The sequence below is a fragment of the Brevibacillus sp. genome, from assembly GCF_003521185.1.
In the GTDB taxonomy this organism is placed as follows: Bacteria; Bacillota; Bacilli; order Brevibacillales; family Brevibacillaceae; genus Brevibacillus; species Brevibacillus parabrevis.
Genome location: NZ_DOTK01000037.1, coordinates 79,973 through 103,028 on the forward strand (window position 1 = coordinate 79,973; position 23,056 = coordinate 103,028).

A 23,056-nucleotide genomic window follows, 5' to 3' on the forward strand; every position below is an offset into this window, starting at 1 on the left:
GCGTCGCACAGACTCAACAACAGCCGTCCTGAGCAACTCGATCAAGTTTCGACTGGCGCTTACCCCATTCCCGCAAGCCAGCGCCCAACCATATCCGCCTATCACGAATGGCTGCCAAGCTGGATCGGCTCGGCGTACACTGCCAGGTGTTTTTTTCCATAAAAAAAATCCCTCACCTTTAAAGACTGTGGTGAGGGACTTTTCGTTTCTAAAAAAATGAATTAGGACAATACTTTTTTGAGTTCCTTCAAACTTGCCTGCAAAAGATGATCGACCACACCCGCTTCTTTGACGTGCCCGATCAAATCGTCGTTCAAGCCGTCCAGCAAGTCCCGCGCTTCATTGACCTGGCCGGAAACCTCATCGGCAAAGCGTTTTTGCTGCTGGATGATCTGCATCACGCCTGCCACTTCGCCGTTGACTTCGTGGAAAGCACGCGCGATGCCCTCCATTTTCTCCGATGCTTCCTTGCTGATGGACAGTCCGCTTTTGATCGCGTTGCCGCTCTTCTCGCTGTTGGCGAGCGCTTCCTTCGTCTCTTCCTGGATTTTGCCAATCAAATCAGCGATCGTCTTGGTCGAATTGGCCGTCATTTCCGCCAGCTTGCGCACCTCGTCCGCTACTACGGCAAAGCCGCGGCCTTGTTCACCCGCACGCGCCGCCTCGATGGCTGCGTTGAGCGCGAGCAAATTCGTCTGGTTGGCGATGTCGCTAATCACTTTAACGATGCTGGTAATTTCCGAAGAACGTTCTTCGAGACGGCTCATGGAGCGGGATGTGTTCGTCGATTCCTTTTCCAGCTGGCTCATGACATCTACGACTTCTGTCATCGCCTTTTTGCCCGCATCGGAACGCTCTACGGACTCTTTGCAGATAGCCGTCAACCGCTCGCCACGAATGGAGAGCTGGTTGGCGGATTCATCGTCTTTTTCGTTGATGGCCTGAATTTTTTCTACGACGTTTTTCATTTGTGTCGCCAGACGGGCAAGCCCATCATGCTGAGCATTTACTTCATTGTGCTGCGAAATGATGGCGCCCATCTGCTCGTATAACCCGCGAAGTTCCTTTTTCCACGTGTCTGCCTGGTGTGCTGCGCTCTCTTTTGTCACGGTTGTCACTGCTGCCGCTGCTGCTGTTTCTTTTTCCGCAAGTCCTTTGTCCTTTTTCCAAAACATCCGCTTTCCCTCTCCTTTTTCGCTTTACATGTCTTTTCGCCGAGAGTACGCGCGGGATTCGGTGATCCCGGGGTGCTGCTTGGCGAGACTCAGCAAATTCTCCAAGAAATAGTAATGTCCCTCCAACAACTCCACGTCTTTGCGCTCAAATTGCTTGACCTGCAAATACTGTTGCATTTCCAGGGCATAGCGCTCCAATCTATCGTGAAAATCGTTGGCTCGAAGCATCTGATCCACTTCTGGATATTCTGTTTTTAACCGGCTGATTTCGCTGTACACTTTGCCGCCCTCCAAAATCATCTGGTAGGCCGTGCGCTCCAGCGAAGCAGCCGTAGCTGCCTCCTGCTCCTCACGCTCCTCGCGCAAAGCGGACAAGTACGTGATAAAATGGTAGACAGTCAAAAACAAAGGCCCTAAAAATAGAATGATCCCTGCCTTGTACACATGCTGATTGGACAAGTTGCTGATGAGCAGGAACAGGTGAAACAAGATCGCCCCCAACCATACATAGATGATGATCTGGTGATTGATCTTCCCTGCCTTTTGATGGCGGGAAAAGGCAAAGGTAAGCCCGAGCAGGTAAAAGGCGAGCAAAGTAAAGCTGGCCGAAAACAAAGCCATCTCCATATCCACAAGCCAATCTGCATCGGCGGGAATTTCGATGAAGAATTCAAAAGCGAGCACCAGCAGTGAGAAAAGCAACCCCATGATCCAAAACCGGCTGACTTCCGAGTCGTTCCTCCGCCGGGAGCGGTAGCGTTCTGCACGGGATCCCTTCATAAAAGCTCTCACCTCATTTTCTATGATTCGCCATGATTCTAGCTTTTCCTTTTACTTGCGGCCAAAATCTGACAACGGAGGCATTTATGACACAAAATCTACCCGGACTCTTCACAGAACGTATGAAAAGCCTGCTGAACCAGGAGTTCGCAGCGTTCCTCGCATCCTACGACCAACCTGTTACGCACGGATTGCGGGTCAATCCGCTCAAAGTCGCGCGCGAGCAGTTTCTGTCCCGCTCGCCTTTTGCTTTGGAGCCGGTATCCTGGTGTGTGAACGGGTTTCGCTACCAAGACCAGGAGCGTCCCGGAAAACATCCGTATCACGCCGCTGGGTTGTATTACTTGCAAGAGCCAAGCGCGATGTCTGCGGCCGAAGCGCTGGACGCCCAGCCAGGGGAGCGCATTCTCGACCTGTGCGCCGCTCCGGGAGGCAAGTCGACGCAGCTCGCTGCGGGCCTGAACGGTCAGGGCTTGCTCGTTGCCAACGAAATCCATCCGGTTCGCGTCAAGGCTTTGGCGGAAAACCTGGAGCGCTGCGGCGTCAAAAATGCGGTTGTGACCAACGAGACACCGGAAAAATTGCAAGAGCGCTTCCCGCAGTTTTTCGACAAAATCCTCGTGGACGCACCGTGCTCGGGCGAAGGCATGTTCCGCAAGCTGCCGGAAGCCATCGAAGACTGGTCGCCCGACAAAGTGACAGAATGCCACCTCATGCAGCAAGATATTCTCGACGCTGCCAGTGCCATGCTCAAGCCCGGGGGAACGCTGGTCTACTCGACGTGCACGTTCGCGCCGCTGGAAAATGAGCAGTCTCTCGTCGATTTCCTGACCCGTCACCCGGAATTTACGGTCGTGGAGCTGCCTGAGCCAGGATGGTTTGCGCCGGGGCAACCCGACTGGGCCAATCCTCGCTGCGAGCCGCTCGGCAAGACAGCGCGCTTGTGGCCGCACCTTTTGCAAGGGGAAGGTCATTACCTCGCCAAGCTGCAAAAAAGCCGCGATGCCGACTCTAGCGAGCTACCAGAAAAGCGCAAGGACAAACGCGCGGCAAAAGCCAAAGCCGCTCCCGCCGGACGCAAGGAAGCGCTCTTGGCCTGGCGCGCTTTTGCCGAGGAAGCGATGCCCGAGCTTCTCGCCGAGTTTGCGGACGAGTCCGCATTTCTTTTGTTTGGCGAACAGCTTTACTACTCGCCGCTGCCTGGCTTTGATTGGGACAAGCTGAAGGTCGCACGCGTCGGACTCCACCTCGGCACCGTGAAAAAAAATCGGCTGGAGCCAGCCCATGCGCTCGCGCTCGCCAGCACACCCGCACAGGCAGCCCGCGTAGCCTCCTACGCTTCGGATGATCCGCAAGTCGTGCGCTATTTGAAAGGCGAAGCCCTCGCAAGAGACGGAGCCAACGGCTGGACACTTGTCACCGTCGACGGCTTTTCGCTCGGCTGGGGCAAACAGTCCGAGGGGCAGTTGAAAAATCATTATCCGAAAGGACTGCGGTGGCTGTAGCCAGCACTGTCATCATTACACTGGCACAATCAAGTCTGAATCTTGATTACACAAAAAATGACCACCCTTATGCATGCAGAGCACGGGCAGTCATTTGCTGCAACCTATTGAACCGAACCTTTCGGAAACGACCGTCTTCATGTACTGAGGCCAAGCTGCGTGCACAGCTCTGGCCTCTTTTTAATTTGTCCACACACCGTCTTTGTACTGCGAAAGAGTGCGTAAACACGCTGGAGGATCTTTTTAAATAGTAATGGGCTGGATAACAACCGTTTCGATTTGCTTTTCGTGTGTATCCAGCGATTTCCTATATGTGTTGCAGAAAGCATCGACATTTGCTATTACTCCATGCTTATCGTAAATAAAGAAGTAAATGTACTTTTCTTGATAATGAAAAGCATCCGATCCGATTTGCTCGGTTAGCTCACGTTCTTGCATCGATGGCCGGGAGCATTTGACTTCGATAACCGTTTCGTATGCATCAAAAAAAATATCATAGCGATAACTTTTATATCCACCATCCCCGTAGATTTCAACTCTTGCATCAGGGAAAATCGGGCGGATTAATGAATAAAGCATACGTTGCACATCGTACTCATTCCCGAGAACAATCTTCTGTAAGTCCGCTTTTGTCAATGTCCCTCTGCCGTGCACAGGCTTTTGATACATTTCCTGAATATGCTTATAAAAATTGGCAAGGATTCTCCGAATAATGATGTGAAAATGCTCCGCGTCAATTTCATCTCGGGTTCCATTAGGTTCGAATAAACCTTTATTTATATCACGAATCAAGCTTTCAAGATAAGATACTCCAAGTAGATGGGAATCCCTCTTCATTGACCCAAAGACGCTTATTGCAAAAGACTGTCCGATTGTCTGATCAGAAAATAAGCGTTCTAAACCTCTGGCGGTGGTCGTTTTCCAAGAAGAAAATTGTTCCTCCAGAGTTAATTTCCGCCCTTCGTCTATCAGCTCTTGTATTGCTCTAATTGCATCAGCTTTACTTTGAATTAACTTAGTCAAGATAATCCCCCCTTTGAATAAACCTGTGCCTGCTACGTTCAGTCAAGCCTTCCCCACCGCAAATAGAAAAGGAAAAGAGGCTCTAGTATATAAACCTCGTCGTCTTTATATTCAAATACTTGATACATTGGTTCACTGGTTTGCATAATTGACTGCACTTGACCAATTGTCGTTTTGATTTTTAATCGATCCGGTTTATCTGTATCACTTACCAATGCATCCATTCTTCTTTTCATTTCATCGATAAAAAGACTTACCTTCGGCGGATCAACACTTAATGCCTTTAAAAGCAATTCGTAAATATCAACTTGATTACCACTGTTAATGGTGTACGTTTTCCGCTTTTGTCCTCTCGGATTGGGGCCATTTTTGAGCTTTCTAGCAACTTCTCTGTAAGAAAGAAGGTTCAAAGAAGTCATCTCATATGCTTTTTTCAGCATGGATGAATCGAGTTTGGGGTTATCTTTGTTGTCTATATCAAGTAACAGGGAGAGATTTAGGCAAATGGATTGCATGAGCTGTGGTGAAGACAAACTTTCCTGAGCCATGTTATTCGCTAAAGTAGAATTTATATTTAGCCCAAGTTTACCAAATCCAGTTACGGCGATTTCTCGTAATTCCTTCGTATTCCAAGGTTCAATATTAATCAAATTCAATCTACCGCTCAAATCTGAGTTTTTTCTAATCGCATCATCAGATCGATGGGGTAAGGAAATGACCACTGTCTTAAAATATTTGCGTATGGCGTCTTTTAGCTGATAAGCTATTTCCATTTGCATATTTGGGGAAGCGTAATGAAAATCATCTAAAACCAGCACCCAATCATTTTCGAGAAAATATTGAATGACTTTGTCTTTATTTGAATGATACTTTTCTGTTGTTGAAGATGCTACACCCTCTCTAGTACCAGCGATCCCCTGTCCTTGTATCGTCCTTTGCTCTGTTTGGTCACTCTCAAGTGGCAATCCAACTCTTTTTGCAATTGTTACCCAAAAGTCTTCGGATTCCTTGAAATCACTTCCTGAAAAATCCTTCATTTTATCAATACCTATTACTTTTTCACACAATACGGTTTTACCCGTCTTCGAAGGACCGACAATTGAGGTAAGAAAGCCAACTGTGTTTAAAGATTGGTTTAATCGAAATTCATAGGAAATATCAAATTCGGACGATTGCCGAGAAATATACGTATATTTAGGGAAAGCACCCGGAATAAATACTTCATTTGCTTTTAATTTCATGTAATCACCCCTGAATTATCTAAAATATTCCATTATATGAGTGTAAATTATTCCCTCCTCCTAATTATAAACCTTAAACTTTGTTAATTAAACACAAATGACATCCTTTTCAAGCAAATACCCCTAAAAGTAACTAAAAGTCATCTTAAACCACATGAAATTATACCGTATGTAACCTGAGCAAAATAAAAAACAGCCCATTTCCGAGGGCATGTGGAGGCAAGCACGATTGACATTCATATGAGATACTTACTGGCATGCTCTTACAAGCTGCTGGACACCATTTGCTTTCAGCACAATAAAGCCCGCACGCTCACATGCTTTTACGCATGTTGCCGCGTGCGGGCTTTTCGTCCATCTCCGGTTCAGTCAAAACGCCGTCCTCTGCGCGACTGATTGTCCACGACGGTCAGGGAGCCATTTTTGATGTAGCGCAATATTTTCGAGACGGAGATGCCCGTCGCGTTGGCAATTTGCATCGCATTCGAATTGGGATAACTCCGCACGTAATTGCGAATCATCCGATAGTCTTCCATTTCGTTTTGACCACAGACGTGACAGCTATATTCGTTCGGATTCATTTTGCTTCCGCATTTGAAACACGTATCCATCATCACTCGTTCTCCTCACGCCCTCTACGATCCATTGCTTTCTCGCACACGGTTCTATCTACCTATATATTACCCTCATTCTACTAGGAGGAAAACACTATTTCACAACATTGCCTTATCTCTGCTTGTCTGTTCCATAGGAAAAAGGAGCCTCCCTGACTTGAGAGGCTCCCCTTGTTTTCTTGCGTGTCCCGGGCCAGCGGGCACGATTTATTCGGCTACCTTTTTCGCCTGGCGGAAATCCGGCTCCCGCGTTACGCTGTACTGGATTCCTTCGATTTTTTTGCTGTTCAAGTAGTTTTGTGTATAGAAGTAGACCGGAATGATCGGCAATTCTGCCATCAATACATCTTCTGCTTCATGCAAAAGCTTGTTGCGTTTTTCCTGATCCTGCTCCACTCTCGCCTGTTCGATCAGCTGGTCGTACTTCGCATTTTCCCATTTGGTGAAGTTGCTGGAGCTTTTGCTTGTGTACAGTTCCAGCACAGCCAGCGGGTCCAGATACGATCCGTTCCAGCCCATGCGCGCGATTTGGAAGTTCATTTGTTTGTACGTATCGATGTAAGTCTTCCACTCCTGGTGCTCCAGCTTGATTTCTACGCCCAGGTTTTTGCGGAACATTTCTTGCAGAGCTTCTGCTACTTTTTTATGCGTCTCTCCTGTGCTGTATTTCAACGTAACGGCAGGGAGCGTCGACCAGCCTTGCTCCTTCATGCCTTCTTCCAGCAGCTTTTTCGCTTCGGCTGGATCGTTGCTGTAATAAGGCGCTACTTCATCGCGGAAGTCTTTGCCGGATGGCGTGGTCACGCCGTAAGCGACGTAGCCGTAGGCCGCTTTTTGATCGCCTTTGGTGATGTTATTGGTGATCGCCTCGCGGTCAATTGCCATTGTGAATGCCCGTCTGATTTTCGCGTTGTTGAACGGTTCTGCGGAAGTGTTGAACGTGTATGTATACACGCCAAAGTCAGCGACTGCCTTGTACTCATCCTTGCCTTTTTCCTGTTCGATCACATCGGTTGGCAACGTATCGATCAGATCAAGCTTGCCTGTCTTGTACATTTGATAAGCGGTCGTGGCATCGTTGACCATTTTAAAATGCACGGTTTCCATCGTCACGGCATCTTTTTCCCAATACTGGTCGTTTTTCGCCAGCGTCAGTTCGTTGTTGTGCTCCCAGGCGCCAACTTTGTATGCGCCGTTTGTCACGATGCTTTTCGCTTCTCCTGCCCAGTTTTTGTCCGCTTGCACGACTTTCGGGTTCACAGGCAAGTACGGGCGGCCAATCGCCACTTTCGGGAAGAAACTTGCCGGATTTTTCAGGCCGACGACGAGCGTATATTCATCCGGCGTCGAGATTTTCACCTTGTCCAGCGGGCCTTTTCCTGTGTTGTACTCCTCGGCGCCTTCGATGTAGTACAGGGCAGAAGGCTCATATGCCGCTGTTTGCGGGTCCAGTACCCGCTTCCAGGCAAATTCGAAATCTTTGGCGGTCAACGCATCGCCGTTGGACCATTTCAAGCCTTTGCGAATGTGAAAAGTGTACGTCTTTCCGTCCGGGGAAATCTCGATTTTTTCGGCTGCGCCTTCCACCAGTTCTCCCTTGTCGTTATAGCGATACAGCCCTTCGTACAGATGGTCGATCACCCAGTACGAAGTCGAGTCGGAAGCGAACGCCGGGTCGAGCGTGTACGGCTCTCCTTTGAGGTTGGCGGTCACTTCTTGCTTGATGGCGGCCGCTTGCGTAGTCGTTTGGCCTGTCTTTGTATCCGAAGCTGCTGGCGTGTCCTTACTGCACGCGGCCAACCCTGGAACAACCAGCATCAGCAAAGCAGCAGCGGTAAGTAGTTTCTTTTTCATGTCTCTCTCCTCCGTATGTTTCTCTCTCAATTACTCGTATAAAAAGCAGGCTACCCAGTGCTTGGCCTCCACCTCCCTCCAGGTTGGCGCGATTTGTTTGCAAATGCCCATAGCCTGCGGGCATCTCGTCTGAAACGGGCAGCCTGTTGGCGGATTGATCGGGCTTGGCGGTTCGCCGATGACAATGCGTTCGCGTTCTGCACGATGCTTCGGATGAGATACCGGCATCGTAGACAGCAGCACTTGCGTATACGGATGCAGCGGCTTGGCAAAAAGGTCATCGCTTTCAGCCAGCTCCATCATGCGGCCCAAATACATCACGCCGATCCGGTCGCTGATGTATTTGACCATAGCCAGATCGTGGGCGATGAACAAATACGTCAGTTGGCTTTCCGCTTGCAAATCGGCCAGCAAATTCACCACTTGCGCCTGAATCGAGACGTCCAGGGCGGAAATCGGCTCATCCGCCACGATGAAGCTGGGCTGCACAGCGAGCGCCCGGGCAATTCCGATCCGCTGCCGCTGTCCGCCGCTAAATTCGTGCGGATACCGCTTCGCATGGTCCGGGTGCAAGCCGACTTTTTCCAGCAACTGGTGCACCCGCTCCGCTTTCTCGCGGCCTTTTGCCAAGCCGTGGGCCTCGATTCCTTCCGCGATGATTTCGCCTACTCGCAGGCGCGGGTTGAGCGAAGATTGCGGGTCTTGAAAAATGAGCTGCATCTGGCGATTGATCTCGCGCTTTTGCCTGCCGCGTGCCGTAGCCAGATCGGTTCCCGCAAAGCTGACCGAGCCGCTCGTCGGCGGGTACAGGCCGACTATGGTCCGGCCGAGCGTCGACTTGCCGCTGCCGCTCTCGCCGACCAGTCCGAGCGTCTCGCCTTTGCGGATCGAAAACGAGATGTCGTCTACGGACTTGACCTGTCTGCCGTTGCCGATCGAATAATATTTGCGCAGTTCGTTTACCTGTACCAATATGTCAGACATGCTGCTCCCTCCCTGCACTCACCAGTTCCTCCACGCAGTGCGCACGCCGATCGTGCAGCCAGCATTTGGCCTGATGCTGCGCTGAAAACGCCGTGCTTTTCGGCATGTACTGCGCGCACACTTCCATCGCGTGATCGCATCTGGCGGCAAACGGGCAGCCCGCAGGCGGCGCAAACAGATCGGGCGGTGCGCCCTGGATCGGAATGAGCCGTTCCTCGCTCGGCTGATCCAGGCGCGGCACCGATTGCAGCAGCCCTTTTGTGTACGGATGCTGCGGGTTGTCGAATATTTCCTCTACTGGCCCTTGCTCGACGATGATCCCGGCGTACATGACCGCCATCTGATCGGCCACTTCCGCCACCACGCCCAAGTCGTGCGTGATCATGATGATCGACGTGCCTTTTGTGCGCTGCAAATCGTTCAATAGAGCCAAAATCTGCGCCTGGATCGTCACGTCCAGAGCGGTCGTCGGCTCATCCGCAATGATCAGCTCAGGGTCGCAGGCCAAGGCTATGGCGATCACGATCCGCTGTCTCATCCCTCCGCTGCATTCGTGAGGATACTGCTCGTACCGTCGGGCAGGCTCCGGGATGCCGACCGCCGCCAGCAGCTCGATCGCCTTTTCGCGCGCCTGCTTTTTGGCCAGCTTTTGATGCTTGATCAGCACTTCCGCGATTTGCGTCCCGATCTTCATCGTCGGATTCAGCGAAGTCATCGGGTCTTGAAAAATCATGCCGATTTGTGCTCCGCGCACTTGTTGCAGCTCTTTTTTCCCGAGACAGGACAGCTCTCTGCCCTGCAAACGCACGCTCCCTTTCTTCACGCGGCCCCGCGGCGCTTTCACCATGCCCAAAATCGCCCGCGCCGTCACGCTTTTTCCGCAGCCGCTCTCCCCGACAATCGCCAGTGTCTCGCCTGGCCGCACGGCGAAGCTCACGCCGCGAACTGCCTGGATTTCCCCGCCATAAGCTCGGAAGGAGACATGCAAATCTTCCACTTCCAGCACATTCCTCATCTGTCGTTCCTCCTTCAAGCTTTGCCGCCCCTCGGGTTGAAGGCGTCCTGCAATCCGTCTCCGATCGCGTTAAAAGCAAACATCGTCAAGGAAATCATGACCCCCGGAAAAAACAGCCTCCACCATTGCCCGCTCAAAATCACGGCTAACCCATCGTTTGCCATCGTGCCCCAGCTCGCGGTCGGAGCCTGCACGCCCAAGCCGAGAAAGCTGAGGAATGATTCGGCAAAAATGGCCTGCGGGATCGTAAAGGTCAAGTTGACGATAATAATCCCGGCGACGTTCGGAATCAGGTGCCGCCAAATGATTTTCGCGTGCGGCGTTCCCAGCTTTTCCGCCGCCAGCACGTACTCCTGGCCTTTTACCTGCAAAATTTGCCCGCGTACCAGCCGAGCCATCCCGACCCAGCCCGTGATCGACAACGCCGTAATAATCGTGGCCAGTCCAGGCTCCATGATGACCATCAGCAAAATCACGACCAACAGATACGGGATTCCGTACAAGATCTCGACCAGCCTCATCAGGAAATTGTCAATGCGATCGCCCCATTTGCCGCGACCCGCCATGTAACCCGACAACCCGCCGACCACTACGCCGATAACCAAGTCGATCAGGGCGGCAACGACTCCGATGAACAGGGAGATTCGCCCTCCCTCCCAGGTGCGCACCCACATGTCGCGGCCGAGGTCGTCCGTTCCAAACCAATGCTCGGCTGACAGCGGCAAATTGCCCGAGACGAGAGATTGCTCGCTGGCGGAGTAAGGAAGCATGCCCGGCCCAAAAGCGGACAAGATCACGATTGCCCCGAGCAAACAAAAGCCCAGAACCGCCAGCTTGTTGCGAAAAATTTTCCGGATGCTTTCCAGGCCGTAGCTCGCACTCGGACGCATGGCGTTGTGACTGTCGAACCGGCTGCGATCAAGCGGGCGAAAAAGTTCATCTGGCACATGTGATACTTCTGCCATCGCGCTATTCCCCTCCATTGGCTAATTTGATTCGCGGATCGACGAATCGGTACAAAATATCGGTGACAAACAAGGTCAAAATCAGGACGGCACTGTAAAAGACAGAAGTTCCGAGAATAACCGGATAATCGCGATTGAAAATACTTTCCACGAAATATTTGCCGATGCCCGGGATCGCGAAAATCTTTTCGACGACAAATGTGCCCGTAATCAGGTTGGCAAACAGCGGGCCGATAAACGTAATGACCGGAAGAATCGCATTGCGGATACCGTGGCGGAACACGATGTGAAAAGTCGAAAGCCCTTTTGCCTCCGCCGTGCTCATGTAGTCCTGGTCAAACACCTCGATCATGCTGGTGCGGACAAAGCGGGCAATAATCGCCAGCGGCCCGATCGCCAGCGCAACGGAAGGGAGCACGGAGTATTCCCAGCCATCCCAGGACGCTACCGGAAGCAGCTCCCACTTCACCGCAAAATACTTGATGAGTAAAGGAGCCAGGATGAAGCTCGGAACCGAGATGCCGAGGATGGCAAAAAACATCGCCGCATAATCCATCAGGCGGTTGTGAAACAGAGCTGCAACGACTCCGAGCGCGATGCCCCCGGTCAGGGCGATCACCAGCGACTGCAAACCGAGTACGGCTGACGCTGGAAAGCCGCTTTGAATCAACGTCGTGACGTCCTGCGACTTTTGTTGAATCGAAGGGCCGAGATCGAGATGAATCAGTCCATTCATATACTGGACATACTGCTCAATCAGCGGTTTATCGAGGTGGTATCGCTCCCGCATGTTCTGCACCACCTCTTCCGGCAGCATGCGCGCTTCCGTCGCGAACGGATCACCGGGAATCAGGTGCATGATGACAAACGTCAATGTGGCGATGAGCCATAACGTTATGACCATCGACAGCGACCGCTTGAGCATGTATTTCCACATAATCGCTTCCTCCCCACTACAACTAATCAGATAAAAATAATATGATTTAAATTGCGAACTTAGGTTAGAGTCTAATCGATAAAAAGATTTTATTCAACATTATTCCGATATGTTTTATCAGAATTAATATTTTTGCACTTTTGTTTTATGGTTCAAATAATTCCAACAATAACTCGCCATCGGACACACGCGAAAAAGGCCCAGCTCGCACGAAGCGAATCTGGACCTTTTCTTATGCTTGCATTACCCTCTGGACTTGCCCGAATCTTGACGGAACGGTCTTGCCCCTTTGGCAGAGCGGTTTGCTCCGCCTTTTCCCGCTTTTTTGGCATCTGCCGGCTTTGCCGATTTCCCTGCTTTTCTGGCAGCAATCGCTTCTGCCTTTTTGCGGTTTTTCTCATACTGCGTCTGAAGCTCGCCCAGCTCGCGCGCCAGCTTTTTCTTGTAGCCTGGCTTTACTTTCGCTTTTTTCTTCAAAGCTTCGCGCACTGGAGCGAACTCTTTGTCTTTTTCCTTTTGCTGTTCTTTCGCCTGTTGGGCGCGCAGCTCGATGAAGTGGGCCTCACGCTCCTGCGCACGTTCGCGACGGCCTGCATCCAGATGGCGGCCTGGCTCCAGAATGCGCTCTTCAATCGACGCCTTCGTCGCTTTGGCAAAGCGGCCCATCAAGTTTTTCTGGCGCGGGGAAATGAGCGAGATCGCTTTTCCGCTCTGTCCCGCACGTCCTGTACGGCCTACGCGGTGAATGTAGCTGTCGACGTCGTTGGGCAAATCGTAGTTGATGACATGCGTGATGCCTTCGACGTCCAGCCCGCGCGCCGCGATATCGGTGGCAACCAGGTACTGGAAGCGCATCTCGCGGAACTGTCTCATCAGCTGCTCGCGCTTGCTTTGCGACAAATCTCCGTACAGCGCTTGCGCGGACAGTCCGTTTTCCTGCAAACGAGCCGTGAGTTGCTGCACGCGGACTTGCGTGTTCGCGAACACAATCGTCAAAAACGGCTGTTCCTGCTCCACGACATCGACGAGCGCATCTGTTTTGTCACTTTGGTTGACGACGTAGTAAAATTGCTCGATTTTCTCTACGGTCTTTTGCTTGCCCTCGATTTTAAGATGCGGCGGCTGCTTCATGAAGCGATGAGCGAGCCGCTTGACCAAATCGGGCATGGTTGCGGAGAAGAGCAGCACTTGACGCTGCGATGGCGTGTGGACGATCACTTGCTCGACATCCTCCAAAAAGCCCATCTCCATCATCTTGTCCGCTTCGTCCAAGACAAGCGTGGAAATCCGTCCGAAATGCAGCGAACCGCGCTTCATGTGATCGAGTACGCGGCCTGGCGTCCCGACGACCACATGTACCGTCGCTTTCAGCTTGCTCAGCTGTTTGTCAATATCCGCTCCGCCGTGCAAAGACAGTACATTCACATCGAGGTGCTTGCCCAGCTTCTCTACTTCTTTGGCGATCTGAATGGACAGCTCGCGCGTCGGGGTCAAAATCAGCGCTTGAATGTCGCGCTTTCCTTCCTCCAGACGGTTCAGGATCGGCAGCATGAACGCTGCTGTTTTTCCGGTTCCGGTCTGCGCTTGTCCAATCACATCTTTCCCTTCCAGAATCAGCGGAATCGCTTCCTCCTGGATCGGTGTCGGTTCTTTATAATACAGGTCTTGAATCCCTTGCATCAGCTCCGGTCGAAAGCCAAAAGACGCAAACGATTTTGCCATCATATCCACTTCCTTTCACATCACACGCGGTCCCGTTCTGTACACCCTTGGCTGCATGGACAGCGGGTGTGAATCATCCCAGGCAGGTTGTACCCTTGCGAAATCCTATCCTACCTATACTATAGGAGTCGCTTGAAAAATACAACCAAACCATTCGACACGCTTTCGCTTTTTGCCGTGGTCAGGAAGGTGATTTCTGCTGGAAATTAGTCGATCAATCGCGCTACCGTATCATGATCGAGCTTTTTGATCACCGCCGTCAACAGCTCGGCGGCCTGTTCAAAATCTTTTTTGGACATGATCGAATTATGGCTGTGGATGTACCTGGTGGCAAAACCGACGACCAAGGACGGGCAGCCGACACCGCTCGTATGGAACTTGTCGGCGTCCGTTCCCCCGCCTGCCATCGCATCGACTTGCACGTGGATTCCCAGCTCCTCCGCCGTATCCATGACGAGATCGCGCAGTCCGGTATGCGGAATCATCGTCGCGTCGTAGAGGAAAATCAGCGGGCCGTCGCCCATATTGCACGTGAACGGATGCGACTCGCTTCCCGGCGTATCGTAGGCGACCCCTACATCCAGGGCAAAGGCAATGTCTGGCTGCACCAAATGGGCGACCGTACCTGCTCCGCGAGAGCCGACCTCTTCCTGCACGGTTGCCCCGGCGTATACGACATTGGGGTGCTCCTCTGTCTGCAAACGCTTGAGAACCTCAATCGCGAGCGCGCACCCTGCCCGATTGTCCAGCGCTTTGGCTACCCACAACTCTCCGTCGCGCATCGTCGTAAACTCGCTTGCCGGAACAGCCCAATCGCCGGGGCGGACGCCCATCGCTTTCGCCTCTTCCTCGTTTTTGGCCCCGATGTCGATGTACAAATCTTTGAGCTTCATCACTTTTTCCCGCTCCTCTTTTTCCAGAGAGTGCGGCGGTTTCGAGCCGATGATCCCCACGTATTCGCCTTTTCGCGTCTTGACCTTCACCCGCTGCGAGAGCAAATTGTGCGGCCACCAGCCGCCAAGCTGCATGAAGCGCAAGTAGCCTTTTGGCGTAATCTGCGTAATCATGAAGCCGATTTCGTCGAGGTGTCCCGCCAGCAAAATTTTCGGGCCGCCCGCATCCCCCGTTTTCGCACCGAGAACTCCGCCCAGCCGATCTTTTACGAGCTGCTCGCTAAGCGGCGCCAAATGCTCCTCCATCTTTTTTCTCACTTCGCGCTCGTGTCCGGGAACGCCGTCCACCTCTGTCAGTTCCTTGATCAATTTGGTGATGTCATCCATCAGAAAAATTCCTCCTATTGGAAAATCAATTTTTTCTTTATTCTTTTTCGCGACAGCCCAGCTAATTCCCTTGAACGCTAGACAGAGAGAAAGCAAGCTCAGGCTCCGGTCTGGATCGGGGCGGCAGAAGTCTCGGGTTCTTGCGCAAGCCGTTTGGTGATAACTGCGAACATGCCCACGCTGACAGCTCCCATGCAGGCAAATCCGGCACTGAGAAGCAGCGGCGGCACCCAGGCGCTGATGAGAATAAACACGCCGGCGCTGCTGACTCCCACGATATTGAGCAAGGAATAAACCGCCATGTACGTGCTTCGCGCATCATCTGGCACCATGTTCGCCAGCATCGTTTGCTTTGTAGGGATGTGCATCAACTCGCCGATCGTGGCTACGAGCATCGCAAACAGCAACAGCCATGGCGAGGCGCTGTAGCTGATCACGGTGTAGCCGCTGAAAAAAAGCACGAGACCCCACAGCAAGCTGGCGCGCTCCTTGACCTTTTTCATCAGCAGGGAGACGAGTCCGGTCAGGCATACAACCAGGAGCGTATTCTCCGATCTCAGTATCCCCAGCATGTTCATTCCGTCTACCTGAAAGGCGAGAAACGGCAGGAGCGCTTGCGGTTCCGCCAGCTCCTTCACCAGGCGAATCCCGATGGCGTTCGTCAATTGTTCTTCCACCGAGATGATCAGCAAGCTTGCTAGGGCGAACCACATGAACCATTTATGGCGAAAAACGCTCGCGTACGCCGTTAGCACCCGACTGAACTTCCGCCCTTCGTCGTCTCTTGTCTGCGCTTCCTTTTTGCCGGGCTGGCTTTGGCTTTTCGGCACATACGTCTCGCCAATGTACAAAATCGTGATGAGCAAAGAAATAGCCGTGCTGCAAGCGACTCCGACAAACAGCCAAAAGTGATGCTCCTTGAACAAAAAGGCTCCGATCATGCCGCCAGCCGCACCCGCGAGATTGTTGAGCCAGTACAAAGCCGTAAAGATCGCGCGCCGATTGTCGGGACGGCTGACATCGATAATCAACGCCTGGTAAACAGGTCCCGCCGCGCCTGTGCACAGCTGAATGAACACAAACAAGCCAAACGTCACATACGGCAGCTGATACCCCGGCGCATTTACCCAGGCAACCGCACTAAAACCTGCAAAAATAACCGCTTCACATGTGACGATCACTTTTTTCCGGCCGATCCGGTCCGCTGCATATCCCCCGGCAAACGTCCCGAGAATGCTCGCCGCCATGACCCCGATGAACATCATTCCGGTGACGGCTGTGCCCAGTTGGCTGGAGAAAAAGACGATCAAGTACGGCACAACAGACATCACCGCCAGATTCGTCCAAAATTGCAGGACCATCCGAATGCGAATCGTTCGGTCAAACGCGAAAATGCCCACGCGCGATTCCTCCTTTTTACGATTGATCAATCAATCATTTATTGGTCATAAAAAGAGCGAACACGGTTAGTCGGTCTTCGCTCCAAAAAGCTGCATGGCAAACGGCACAAATTGTTCCCACATCTGGCTGTCTGGCGAGTCGATGAGATTCACCCGCAGGCCGATCAAAAAGCTGGTGTAGGCAGTCGCAGCGTACTTGGCATCCTGGATTTGCAGCTCGCCCCGCTCCTGGCCGTTTTTCACAAGCTCGCCGATTTTCGCCCGAAACGTATTGTGAAAAGCGTCCAGCTCGGCAAACGCTTCGGCAAAGCGGTTGTGATAGCCGATGACCTGCACGACCAGCCGCAAGTACGGGCCGAAGCTCGAAAAGATTTTGATATGCTTTGCCACCATGTTCCAAAGCTCTTGCGTCGGCTGCTTGGCGTTCGGATCAAAGTCGAGCAGCTTAGGTGCGTACACTTGCAACGGCTCCACGACTGCCGCGAAAAAGAGCTGGTCTTTGTTTTCAAAATACGTAAACACACTGCCAAAGCTGACGCCTGACGCCTTCGCTACTTTCGCAATCGTCGTATCGTTATAGCCGTGCTCGGCAAACATCAGAGTGGCTTGCTCCAATATCGTCTCGCGCTTCTGTTTCATTTTTTGGACTTGCGAATCGGACAGGGCCATGCAAACACGTCTCCTCATGGATGATTACTCAATCAATCGTACTTCCAAAGTATAAACCGCGCTCCCACAAATTGTAAAGGGGATGCAGCCAATCGCCGCATCCCCGGATTATCCTGTCGATTATTTTGCCAGCTCGTAAATCGCCTGAGCGTAGATCGCTGTCGCCTTGACCAGATCGTCGACCAAAATGTACTCATCGCGCTGATGGGCACTGTCCGGGCGTCCCGGGAACAGCGGGCCAAACGCTACGCCCACATCCAGGGAGCGGCCGTAGGTGGCACCGCCAATAGCGATAATGCCTGCCTCTTCCCCTGTCTGTTCCGTGTACACCTTTTGCAGGGTAGTGACCAGCGGGTGATTCGGGTCGACGCGGTGCGGAGTCAGGTGCTCCACGACTTGCAAGTCAAAAGCAGCAGCAGCGAATCGGTCTGCGAGAGTCGTCGACCACTTCTCGAACGAGATCGAGTGCGGATAGCGAATGTTCAAGCGGAACAGCGCGTCTCCTTCCGCTTCATACTCCAGCACGCCCGTGTTCAATGTGAGCGCGCCCATCTCCTCGTCGTCATGGGCGATGCCGATCGCTTGTCCGTCATGCTGCTTGTGCAAGTAGCGATCTGCTGCGGCAACGTACACAGCCGCACGCGCGTCCAATGTCAGTGTGTGCAGGAAGTGGAGCAGCTCCGTACCTGCGTTGACCCCTTTTTTCGGGTCCATGCCGTGGACAGAGACGCCTTCCATATGCAGCACGACCAAGCCGTCTTTTGCTTCCGCCTGCCCCTTCAAGCCTGTTTGTGCCAAATGCTTCTCGTAACGCTCCACAATCGCCTGACTGTCCAGTCCCTGTGGCGCCAACTTCGCTGTTCCTTTGTCCGGCACCATGTTCATGCGCAGGCCGGATTGGAAGGACACGAGCTTGGCGTCTGCCTGCTCGACAGCCGAAGCGCCGAGCTTTTGGAACGCTTCATACGATTGGGACAGCGTCAAGTCAGTCAAACCTTTTTCGGCATAGATCAGCGGAAAATCGGCGTCAGGCGTGAAACCCATCGTCGGCATTTCTTCCGTTTCAAAATACGTTTTCACGCATTGCCAGCTGGACTCTTCGTCCGTCCCGAAAATGAAGCGGACACGCTTGGAAAGAGGCAGTCCCAGTCCGAGCACCACTTTGGCTGCAAAAATCGCCGCCATGGTCGGCCCCTTGTCGTCAATCGCTCCGCGCGCGACCAGCTTCCCGTCTACGATTTCGGCGGCGTACGGCGGAGTGCTCCAGCCATCCCCTTCCGGCACGACATCGACGTGGCTCAAAATGCCGACCAGCTCTTCCCCTTGCCCGAACTCGGCGTGAGCGGCATACCCGCGAACATCCTTGGTCGTCATTCCGGCTTGCTTGCATACGTCCAGGGCAAAATCCAGCGCTTCGCGAATGCCTTTGCCAAAAGGCGCTCCTTCGCCAGCCGTAGCAGGATCGAGCACGCTTTTGATCCGCAAAAAGTCCTGCGTCGTCGCGATCAGCTCATCCTTGAGTTTATTCGTTTCTTCCAGCCAATTAATGGTCGTCATTTTCGTTTTCTTTCCTTTCATGTGCGCTGCTTTCCATCATTCCAGCGTCAATGTCCAGGTCCAGCTCCACCAGCGAGAGCAGCGATTCCATCGGCACTTCCTTTTTCGTGAACTCGGCCTGTGCTTCCTTGATCTCGTCGCGGATGTTGTTCATCTCGCTGTCCAGCTTGTACGAAGCTTTGGCGGCCTCAAACAGCCGCTGGCGAATGTTCGACGGAATGATTCCTTCGTATTTGTAATTCAGCGAGTGTTCAATCGTTGCCCAAAAGTTCATTCCGAGTGTACGAATTTGGATTTCCACCGGGATCGTCACTTGTCCGCCCGCCATCATGATCGGGTATTCGACCGCCAGGTGATAGCCGCGATAACCGCTTTCTTTTGGCGTGGACACGTAGTCTTTTTCCAAATAGACGCGCATGTCGCCGCGCTTGCGGATCATCTCCACCACAGCGGGAATGTCGTCGATAAACTGACAGATGACGCGCACGCCCGCGATGTCCCTGATCTCCCAGCATATATTTTCATCAATCGGAAATTGCAGGCGGTTTGCTTTGTTGTAGATGCTCGGGATCGATTTGACCCGGCCCACGGCGAACTCGATAGGCGAATGCTCCTTGCGCTTGCGCAGCTCGTTGCGGATATTTTTAATTTTGACTTTGATCTCTTCTACAGCTTGCTCGAACGGCAGCAAATAAAGTTCCCAATCTAGTTTGTGCACGCTTACGTCCCTCCGGCCCGAAACTCTCCATCGTCCTTATCATTCAACATTTTGTGTGAGATATCCTTCCAAAATGCAAAAAGAGCCGGGAAAACGAACATTTCCCGGCAACGTTATGCGATTTTCCCCGCCTGGTTACTTGAGGACAAATGCGGCCAGCGAGCCGCGCAAATCGTCGGCCAGCTTCGCCAGCTGATCGGCAGATTGGGCGATCAGTTCCATCGCTGCGCTTTGCTCCTCCACCGCAGCAGAGATGCTTTGCACGCCTGCCGTAGCTTGTACGGAAGCAGCCGAAACTTCTTTGGCGACGACGACGACTTGCTGCGCATCCGGGGCCATCCGCGCGAAAGCGTCGCTGACCCGCCGGATTTCCTCCGACACGCGCAAAATGTTTTGCTCGATATGCTGGAACATTTCCCCCGACTGGCGGGCGGTTTTCATGCCGTGCGCCGTCGTCTCGGCTCCCTCGGCCATTTTTGCCACCGCGATCGCCGTGTCGTTTTGTACGTCATTGATCATGCGCACGATTTGCTGCGCAGCCTCGTTCGTGCCTTCGGACAGCTTGCGGACTTCTCCGGCGACGACTGCAAAGCCTTTGCCGTGCTCTCCGGCACGCGCTGCCTCGATCGCCGCATTCAAAGCCAGCAAGTTCGTCTGTCTGGCAATTTCCGTAATGACCGCAATGATGCGCGATATATCTTGCGAGCGCTGCTCCAGGACGTGGATCACAGAGGTGGCAGCTTCTACCGAGCGGTTGATTTCCTCCATGCTGAGAATGACGGCGGTTACTGCTTCCCTGCCTTCCTCAGCGTGCTGCTTCATCTCGGTCGAGGACAGCGTGACTTGCTGCACATTTTGCGTGACCCCCGCTACGTCATTCGTCAAGTCCACGGCCAGATTCAGCGTTTGCCCCATTTTCTCCATCTGGTTCTCACTCGAAGCTGCCACCTGATCGACCACCTGCACAATTTGCTGGCTCGATGCGGCAATCTCGTTCGTATTCCCGTGAATTTCCCGCACGGCGTGTGCCACAGATGCTGCCGCTTGTCCGACTTGCAAAAGAATGCCTTGCAGCTGCTTTTGCATCGCCGACAGCGAACGGGCAAGCTCGCCCAGCTCGTCTTTGCGCTTCAAAAGTTTGCTTGGAAACGAGGTCGTGAAGTCGCCTTTTCCGATCCGTTCTGCGGCCAGGAGCATTCCGCTGAAAGAACGGCGCAGCCAGCCTGCCGTGTAGAGCGAAATCGCCACGATGAGCAAGAGAACCGCCCCGTTGAAAACGACCATCGCCGTTTGAATCCGGCTTGGCCCCGCCAAAATTTCCGTCATGTCCATCTCGGCGAGAATGACCCATGTATGCTTCGCTACTTTGATCTGGTCATAGGAAACGAGAACGGGCTGTCCGCGATAATCGACGCTCTCCTGCGTCCCTGAAAACCCTTCGGACTGGAAAGCCTGCCCGATGATCGGCGTGTCTACGACCTGCTTGAGAATCGTCTCCTCGCCGCTTCCCAACTGCGAACGCATCAGCTTGTCCGGCCCGACGAGATAAATTTTTCCGGTTTCGCCCAAGCCCTCTCTCTGGTTCAAGAGGCGGGAGATGTAATCGAGCGGCACTTCGACCGCGAGCTGCCCCATCATATAGCCTTTTTCGTAAATCGGAGCCGCAATGTAGACACCTGGCACATTGCCTGACGGTTCGTACCTGCCCAGATCAGACACCTCGGCGCTCTGTCCCTTCACGACCTGCTGAACAGTCTTGCCCAATACGGAGCTTGCATGCGGGCCTGTCAGCAAATTGGTGCCAAAATCCGCTTGCGGCTTTGTCTCGTACACGATCTCGCCTGTTTCACTGAGCAAAAAGGCGTTGGAAAACCCGTAGCGCGCGACTTCCATCTTCAACTCTTTGGCGTAGGACAGCTCTGCCTCTTTGTAGGCGGCAGATTCCCTGCCTCCTTGCCACAACTCGGAAAAGACAGAAACGGCAGAGATTACTGTTCCGGAGGCCGCCAGCGTATCGACGTTTTTCGTGCGCTCCCGCAAGTAATTCTCCACCTGCTCCTTGTTGCTGATTCGCAACGCTTCCAGCTTGGCTGCACTGCCATTCAGCAATTCCTGTTTCGTCTCTTGGTAAGCAAACACTCCTGCCGCGGTCAATGGTACGATACTCGCGACCAGGAGCACGATCAGTACGCGCGCGCCCAGCTTCATGGAAAGCCCCCCAATTCGAACATCTTTTCTGATTCAATATTCTCTATATTTTTATTATTGTTACGAATATAGTACCAGAAAAGAAAAAAGGAAGGCTATACCAAATGTATCAGGCAGTCTCGAAAATCATTGCGATTTCGTCGCACATGGGCAGCTTGGAACAGTTAATGCAGTCTTTCCACACTTTTTGCGGCAACGTTTCCTTCGCTACGATCCAAAATCCGCACTTTTCAAAGAACACTTTTTGATAGGTTAGCGCAAGCACACGGTTAATGCCCAGGTTGCGGCACTGGTCTACGAGATGAAGGACGAGATGCTTGCCCACGCCCATCCCTTTTGCTTTTTCCGATATCGCCAGGGAGCGGATTTCCGCCAGGTCCTCCCATAAAATATGCAGTCCGGCAACGCCAACCACTGTATCTCCATCATGAGCGACGATAAATGACTGCAAATTTTCACAGACAGAAAGTTTCGTTCGCGGCAACATCAATCCCTGTTGTGCATATTCATTAATGATTTCCAACATGGCATCGACGTCCTTCATCATTGCCTGACGTACTGTCAGCGCTTTTGCAACGCTCATTTTACTCTCCTCCACCCCATGCTCTAACAGCTCGGTATGATTAAATATTTATTCATTATAGTATATAAATATACATTCGGCTCGCACAGAAGTCTATCCCTTTTTTTGCCCTTTTGCTCCTGAAATGTACGGAAAATTCTTTTGTAAGTAAGTGTTATGTTATAATCATACAAACGAGCAGAGGAGGTACTACCTTTTTGACGACGAGACGGGAGAGAAAAAAGCGGGAAACACGCGAAAAAATCTTCAACGCTGCCATCAAGCTGTTCAAGCAGCACGGCTTTGAAGCAACGACCATCGACATGATCTCGGAAGAAGCAGATGTCGCTCGCGGCACCATTTTTCTGCATTTCACGTCAAAGGAAGCAATCCTCGCCAACTGGGGATATGAACGGCTTCACGAAATCGAAGAACGCCGTGCGGAGTGGGACTACGGGGACGATTGCAAATCCAAGGTTCTGCGGATTTACAAAATCATGAACGAAGTGACGATCACCAATTTTGATTTCATCAAAGTCGTCGTGGAATCGTCGATGAAGCATCGCAAAGTGCTGGAGAACGAAAAGAACATGTACTTTGAGCTGCGCCAGCTTTTTGCAGACCTGATCGAAGAAGCGCAGGATCGGCAACAGCTGAAGGCCAAGTTCAATCCGCTCGTGGCGGCAAACATGTTGGAAAACATCTACTACAACGCGCTGTATGACTGGGTGCGCAGCGAAGGCGCCTGGGCGCTGGAAGAAATAATGGAAGAGAAGGTCTCGATTGTATTCGAAGGGCTGGTCGTGGATTAATCCAAGCGACCAGCCCTTCACATTTTTGTTAGGAA

The 23,056-nt window shown here is 52.4% G+C and carries 20 protein-coding genes; 2 read left to right on the forward strand and 18 right to left on the reverse strand.

Annotated elements, in window-relative coordinates; translation table 11 throughout:
* Positions 1–221: 221 nt before the first annotated feature.
* Positions 222–1,175 carry a methyl-accepting chemotaxis protein gene (locus DEP07_RS10625; RefSeq protein WP_122963876.1) on the reverse strand — a complete coding sequence of 318 codons (954 nt, stop codon included), beginning with the start codon at positions 1,173–1,175 and terminating at the stop codon, positions 222–224.
* A gap of 24 nt (positions 1,176–1,199) precedes the next feature.
* Positions 1,200–1,955 (reverse strand): hypothetical protein, encoded by a 756-nt coding sequence (locus tag DEP07_RS10630; protein WP_122963875.1) that lies wholly within the window; start codon positions 1,953–1,955, stop codon positions 1,200–1,202.
* Positions 1,956–2,041: 86 nt separating this feature from the next.
* Here DEP07_RS10630 and DEP07_RS10635 point away from each other — a divergent pair, with 86 nt between their 5' ends.
* Positions 2,042–3,460: an RsmF rRNA methyltransferase first C-terminal domain-containing protein gene (locus tag DEP07_RS10635; protein ID WP_287102450.1), complete on the forward strand. Its 1,419-nt coding sequence runs from the start codon at positions 2,042–2,044 to the stop codon at positions 3,458–3,460.
* A 243-nt stretch (positions 3,461–3,703) separates the two neighbouring features.
* Here the strand turns inward: DEP07_RS10635 and DEP07_RS10640 are convergent, their stop codons facing one another.
* The 16 genes from DEP07_RS10640 to DEP07_RS10715 form a co-directional block, all read right to left on the reverse strand.
* Entirely contained in the window at positions 3,704–4,483 is a 780-nt protein-coding gene (locus tag DEP07_RS10640; protein WP_173596823.1) for a hypothetical protein, read from the reverse strand.
* A gap of 38 nt (positions 4,484–4,521) precedes the next feature.
* Positions 4,522–5,724 carry an ATP-binding protein gene (locus tag DEP07_RS10645; RefSeq protein ID WP_287102451.1) on the reverse strand — a complete coding sequence of 401 codons (1,203 nt, stop codon included), beginning with the start codon at positions 5,722–5,724 and terminating at the stop codon, positions 4,522–4,524.
* Positions 5,725–6,089: 365 nt separating this feature from the next.
* Positions 6,090–6,338, reverse strand: coding sequence for a hypothetical protein (locus DEP07_RS10650; protein WP_217365125.1), 249 nt, complete (start codon positions 6,336–6,338; stop codon positions 6,090–6,092).
* Between the two features lie 207 nt (positions 6,339–6,545).
* A complete protein-coding gene (locus DEP07_RS10655) occupies positions 6,546–8,192 on the reverse strand; it encodes a peptide ABC transporter substrate-binding protein (RefSeq protein WP_287102452.1) in 1,647 nt (548 codons plus the stop codon).
* A 30-nt stretch (positions 8,193–8,222) separates the two neighbouring features.
* Positions 8,223–9,176 (reverse strand): ABC transporter ATP-binding protein, encoded by a 954-nt coding sequence (locus tag DEP07_RS10660; protein ID WP_173596820.1) that lies wholly within the window; start codon positions 9,174–9,176, stop codon positions 8,223–8,225.
* A complete protein-coding gene (locus tag DEP07_RS10665; RefSeq protein ID WP_274874171.1) occupies positions 9,169–10,191 on the reverse strand; it encodes an ABC transporter ATP-binding protein in 1,023 nt (340 codons plus the stop codon). The genes DEP07_RS10660 and DEP07_RS10665 overlap by 8 nt, the downstream gene beginning before the upstream one ends.
* Positions 10,192–10,205: 14 nt before the next feature.
* Positions 10,206–11,156: an ABC transporter permease gene (locus DEP07_RS10670; RefSeq protein WP_217022349.1), complete on the reverse strand. Its 951-nt coding sequence runs from the start codon at positions 11,154–11,156 to the stop codon at positions 10,206–10,208.
* 4 nt (positions 11,157–11,160) lie between these two features.
* Positions 11,161–12,093: an ABC transporter permease gene (locus DEP07_RS10675; RefSeq protein ID WP_122963868.1), complete on the reverse strand. Its 933-nt coding sequence runs from the start codon at positions 12,091–12,093 to the stop codon at positions 11,161–11,163.
* Positions 12,094–12,336: 243 nt separating this feature from the next.
* The gene (locus DEP07_RS10680; protein ID WP_122963867.1) at positions 12,337–13,815 is read right to left on the reverse strand and encodes a DEAD/DEAH box helicase; all 1,479 of its coding nucleotides are present in this window, start codon (positions 13,813–13,815) and stop codon (positions 12,337–12,339) included.
* A 206-nt stretch (positions 13,816–14,021) separates the two neighbouring features.
* Positions 14,022–15,095, reverse strand: a complete 1,074-nt coding sequence (locus DEP07_RS10685) for a M42 family metallopeptidase (protein WP_122963866.1) — start codon at positions 15,093–15,095, stop codon at positions 14,022–14,024.
* Between the two features lie 98 nt (positions 15,096–15,193).
* Entirely contained in the window at positions 15,194–16,495 is a 1,302-nt protein-coding gene (locus tag DEP07_RS10690; RefSeq protein ID WP_281868114.1) for an MFS transporter, read from the reverse strand.
* A 66-nt stretch (positions 16,496–16,561) separates the two neighbouring features.
* Positions 16,562–17,164, reverse strand: a complete 603-nt coding sequence (locus DEP07_RS10695) for a TetR/AcrR family transcriptional regulator (protein ID WP_217022351.1) — start codon at positions 17,162–17,164, stop codon at positions 16,562–16,564.
* Between the two features lie 120 nt (positions 17,165–17,284).
* A complete protein-coding gene (pepV, locus tag DEP07_RS10700) occupies positions 17,285–18,721 on the reverse strand; it encodes a dipeptidase PepV (RefSeq protein WP_242774836.1) in 1,437 nt (478 codons plus the stop codon).
* Positions 18,708–19,439, reverse strand: coding sequence for a GTP pyrophosphokinase (locus DEP07_RS10705; RefSeq protein ID WP_122963862.1), 732 nt, complete (start codon positions 19,437–19,439; stop codon positions 18,708–18,710). Before DEP07_RS10705 ends, pepV begins: the two co-directional genes overlap by 14 nt.
* A gap of 135 nt (positions 19,440–19,574) precedes the next feature.
* Positions 19,575–21,647: a methyl-accepting chemotaxis protein gene (locus DEP07_RS10710; protein ID WP_122963861.1), complete on the reverse strand. Its 2,073-nt coding sequence runs from the start codon at positions 21,645–21,647 to the stop codon at positions 19,575–19,577.
* A gap of 109 nt (positions 21,648–21,756) precedes the next feature.
* Positions 21,757–22,230, reverse strand: coding sequence for an N-acetyltransferase (locus tag DEP07_RS10715; RefSeq protein WP_122963860.1), 474 nt, complete (start codon positions 22,228–22,230; stop codon positions 21,757–21,759).
* A 197-nt stretch (positions 22,231–22,427) separates the two neighbouring features.
* Here DEP07_RS10715 and DEP07_RS10720 point away from each other — a divergent pair, with 197 nt between their 5' ends.
* Positions 22,428–23,021, forward strand: coding sequence for a TetR/AcrR family transcriptional regulator (locus tag DEP07_RS10720; protein ID WP_063227964.1), 594 nt, complete (start codon positions 22,428–22,430; stop codon positions 23,019–23,021).
* The last annotated feature ends 35 nt before the right edge of the window (positions 23,022–23,056 follow it).

Excerpts from the sequence above, each read along its gene's own strand:
- DEP07_RS10625 (WP_122963876.1), bottom strand. The coding sequence starts at position 1,175 with ATGTTTTGGAAAAAGGACAAAGGACTTGCGGAAAAAGAAACAGCAGCA.
- DEP07_RS10630 (WP_122963875.1), bottom strand. The coding sequence starts at position 1,955 with ATGAAGGGATCCCGTGCAGAACGCTACCGCTCCCGGCGGAGGAACGAC.
- DEP07_RS10635 (WP_287102450.1), top strand. The coding sequence starts at position 2,042 with ATGACACAAAATCTACCCGGACTCTTCACAGAACGTATGAAAAGCCTG.
- DEP07_RS10645 (WP_287102451.1), bottom strand. The coding sequence starts at position 5,724 with ATGAAATTAAAAGCAAATGAAGTATTTATTCCGGGTGCTTTCCCTAAA.
- DEP07_RS10650 (WP_217365125.1), bottom strand. The coding sequence starts at position 6,338 with ATGATGGATACGTGTTTCAAATGCGGAAGCAAAATGAATCCGAACGAA.
- DEP07_RS10655 (WP_287102452.1), bottom strand. The coding sequence starts at position 8,192 with ATGAAAAAGAAACTACTTACCGCTGCTGCTTTGCTGATGCTGGTTGTT.
- DEP07_RS10660 (WP_173596820.1), bottom strand. The coding sequence starts at position 9,176 with ATGTCTGACATATTGGTACAGGTAAACGAACTGCGCAAATATTATTCG.
- DEP07_RS10665 (WP_274874171.1), bottom strand. The coding sequence starts at position 10,191 with ATGAGGAATGTGCTGGAAGTGGAAGATTTGCATGTCTCCTTCCGAGCT.
- DEP07_RS10670 (WP_217022349.1), bottom strand. The coding sequence starts at position 11,156 with ATGGCAGAAGTATCACATGTGCCAGATGAACTTTTTCGCCCGCTTGAT.
- DEP07_RS10675 (WP_122963868.1), bottom strand. The coding sequence starts at position 12,093 with ATGTGGAAATACATGCTCAAGCGGTCGCTGTCGATGGTCATAACGTTA.
- DEP07_RS10680 (WP_122963867.1), bottom strand. The coding sequence starts at position 13,815 with ATGGCAAAATCGTTTGCGTCTTTTGGCTTTCGACCGGAGCTGATGCAA.
- DEP07_RS10685 (WP_122963866.1), bottom strand. The coding sequence starts at position 15,095 with ATGGATGACATCACCAAATTGATCAAGGAACTGACAGAGGTGGACGGC.
- DEP07_RS10695 (WP_217022351.1), bottom strand. The coding sequence starts at position 17,164 with ATGGCCCTGTCCGATTCGCAAGTCCAAAAAATGAAACAGAAGCGCGAG.
- pepV (WP_242774836.1), bottom strand. The coding sequence starts at position 18,721 with ATGACGACCATTAATTGGCTGGAAGAAACGAATAAACTCAAGGATGAG.
- DEP07_RS10710 (WP_122963861.1), bottom strand. The coding sequence starts at position 21,647 with ATGAAGCTGGGCGCGCGCGTACTGATCGTGCTCCTGGTCGCGAGTATC.
- DEP07_RS10715 (WP_122963860.1), bottom strand. The coding sequence starts at position 22,230 with ATGAGCGTTGCAAAAGCGCTGACAGTACGTCAGGCAATGATGAAGGAC.